Annotated in this window: 5 protein-coding genes; all 5 read right to left on the minus strand. The window is 66.4% G+C overall.

Annotated features, from left to right (window positions below; genetic code table 11):
• Positions 1-253, minus strand: a 253-nt coding sequence (locus MJ783_RS17285) for a hypothetical protein (RefSeq protein WP_239311541.1), incomplete at its 3' end; no start/stop codon positions are given.
• Between the two features lie 118 nt (positions 254-371).
• Entirely contained in the window at positions 372-542 is a 171-nt protein-coding gene (locus MJ783_RS17290; RefSeq protein WP_239311542.1) for a hypothetical protein, read from the minus strand.
• A 6-nt stretch (positions 543-548) separates the two neighbouring features.
• Positions 549-1,190, minus strand: a complete 642-nt coding sequence (gene tmk, locus MJ783_RS17295; protein ID WP_239311543.1) for a dTMP kinase — start codon at positions 1,188-1,190, stop codon at positions 549-551.
• Positions 1,168-1,749 (minus strand): 3'-5' exonuclease, encoded by a 582-nt coding sequence (locus MJ783_RS17300; protein WP_239311544.1) that lies wholly within the window; start codon positions 1,747-1,749, stop codon positions 1,168-1,170. The genes tmk and MJ783_RS17300 overlap by 23 nt, the downstream gene beginning before the upstream one ends.
• The coding region (locus MJ783_RS17305) for a radical SAM protein (protein WP_239311545.1) at positions 1,742-2,809 on the minus strand (1,068 nt) is incomplete at its 5' end. The genes MJ783_RS17300 and MJ783_RS17305, both read right to left, overlap by 8 nt.

A 2,809-nucleotide genomic window follows, 5' to 3' on the forward strand; every position in this document is an offset into this window, starting at 1 on the left:
GCTCGATCATCTGTCCGCACAGCAGTCGATGGCCTGACAGGTGCTCGAAGGACGGCACTACCACGTGCCGCGCCTCTGCCCGCTTGAGTTCAGTGATCAGCTCGTCGAACGCCGCGCGTGAGCCATCTTGGTACTCGAAAAACGTCGTCGCGTAGCAGTAACCCTCCGCCACCGCAAAGCGCCGCATCTCCGAAACCACGCGGTCAAGCTCGTCGTCTGGCACGTCATCGGGTGCGCGCATGTAGCCGTACATCAAGGGCTGGACGCCCGTTCCAGGAGCGAACACGGTGTTCTCCGCAGGATTTGGAGACCAGATCGGCGACGGGCCGTAGGCTCACCGTCGCCAACCTGGTCGGCTTGGTGGCGGCTCCTCAGAGCGCGAGGTTGTGCTCCGCGAGTACTGCTCGCGCGCACGGGAAGGCGCAGCCGCACACGGCGCACAGGCCGTGGTCATTGGTGTGTTCGTTCAGAACGACGGTGGCGAGCTGGTGCAGCGCTTCGACCTCGCTACCGATGTCGGCTTCCGTGGTCGTCTCGACCATGCCCATTCACCCCGCAGCCGGAGCGAAGAAGGCCAGCAGCCGGTCACGGATGAGCGCTGCGGACTGCGCGGGAGGCTGGCGGTTCACGTCCAGCCGCAACACATCGAAGCCCGCTTGAATCAGCCGCTCGGTGGCCTGCCGGTAGAAGTGCGCCTCGGCGTGGCTGCTGCCGGGGCTGAGCTGGAAGCGGTTGTGCGGGCCGCGCTCCTGGAGTCGTTCCGAGATGATCTCGGGGTCGGCTTCCAGGATGACGGCCAGGTCGGGCCGGTCAGCCTCGGCGTTGAGGTGCCAGAGGAACACGGGGTCGATACCGTCGAAGCGCTGCATCACCAGGCCGGACGGGATGTAGCGGTCGCTGAGCACCACGCGGCCAGCCTCGGTGTTCGGCCGGACTTCGGCCTCCAGGTGGTGGTAGCGGTCAGCCGCGTACAAGCAGGCCAGCGCGTGACCGGTGGTCGTCTCGGTCAGCTCCCGGCAGAGTGCACCGATGGGGCCGGTGGACGGCTCGGCTGTGACGTGAACCTCTTCGCCAGCGGCAACGAGCAGTTGCGCCAGATGGTGAACGATCGTGGACTTCCCGGCGCCGCTCGGCCCGTCGACGCTGACGAACAAGCCGCGCTGGTGGTCAGAAAAGGGCCGGAGGTTCATCCTCGCCCCCTCCCGGTTGCTGGCCGCGCAGCTCTTCCAAGCTGTGTGTCTTGGTGGCCAGCAGGACGAACAGCCGGGCCGCGACCAGCGCGTCATAGGTCGCGCGGTGCGGCGAGAGGTCTTCCGGCAGTCCCTCGGCCAGGTTGAACGCCTCGACCAAGCTGCCGAGTCGGTAGCTGCTCAGGCCCGGCAGCAACCGGCGGGCAAGCTTCAGCGTGTCGAACACCTTGGGCGGTTCCCAACCGGTCAGCTTGCGCTGAAGAACGTCCAGATCAACGTGGGCGTTGTGCGCCACGAGGGCGTCAGCGTCAAGGGCGGCGAGCACCTTGCCGGAGATGTCCTCGAACGACGGGTAGTCGGCAACGTCCTGGTTGGTCAGGCCGTGAATGCGGGTGGCGAAGTGCTTGATGGGCAAGTCCGGCTTGACCAACCAGCTCACCGGCTCCCCGATGACCCCGCCGACCACCGGCACGGCGGCCAGCTCCACCAGGTCGGGTGGCTGCTGGCCGTTGCCCTCGACGTCCACGACCACGAAGTTCAGGCTCGTCCAGTCAGTCATCTTGTTGCTTCTCGCCCTTCCAGCCGATGTCGGCACGACCGTGCCGACGTTCACGGTGCGGGTGGCGCACGTCGTGAACCTGGAAGCCGAGGGCGTGTTGCAGGTAGTAGCGCGGCTGCTCGGTCGGAAGTCCCGACAGCACGGCCGCCCGCTCGGTGATGTCCACGACCACAAGACCACGAGCCTCGGGCAGGCGCTCCGCAACCTCCCGCAACCGCTCGGGTGACGGTTGCGTGTGCGCGTTCCGGCAGAGTTCGAGCTGACTCAGCGGGCAGATGTCGCACAACTCGCGCCCGATGCCATAGTGGCCGTTGTAGTCGGGAAGACCATGGGCATAAGCGACCGCGCATGAGGTCTTGCGAAACAGCGGCGTGGTGTTGTCGAACGCCGCGAGGACGCGCGCTTCCAGCGTCTCCGGCACGATCTTGCGACGGGCCGTCTCGTCGTACGGCTCGGGCAGGCCGTTGGCCTTGTAGTAGCCCGCGATCTCACCCCGGTAGAACAGGCCGGTGAACACCGTGGCGTCGGCGTGTTGGGCGAGGCGGTAGGCCGCGTCCAGGTGTTCCGGTGAGTCGTTGAGACCAGGCACCAGCGGGCGCCAGGAGAGAACTGTCCGATACCGGCGCCGCGCCGGCCCACTCATGAGCTTCAGCGAGTCAGCCGCCGCGGATGACGGGTACGGTTCAATCTCCTTGTTGTCGATGCCGCTGTACGTGAACAGCAGCGTCAGCTTGATGTGCTGGAGCTGGTTCAGGCGCTCGAGGTCTTCCGGCTTCATCTGGTGCCTGGTGATGACGAGGACGTGATTGGTCAGGCCGCGCTCGTCGAGGTCTTCCAGCACAGCGAGGGTGTGCGGCCGAACCATCGGCAAGAACGGGTCGGTGGCCCGGTTGAACACCTGCACCGGGGTCACGTGCGGCTGGAAGTACCGGTGAGTCACCAGCTCTTCGACGGCCTGGGCGTCGCTCATGAGCGCCCGCGGTACGCGCTGATCCCATAGGCCGTAGGTGTGCCGGATGCAGTACGCGCAGCCCAGCGGGCAGCCCTGGATGTGGTTCAG

It is taken from the genome of Protofrankia sp. Cj3 (assembly GCF_917627355.1).
Taxonomy (GTDB): domain Bacteria; phylum Actinomycetota; class Actinomycetes; order Frankiales; family Frankiaceae; genus Protofrankia.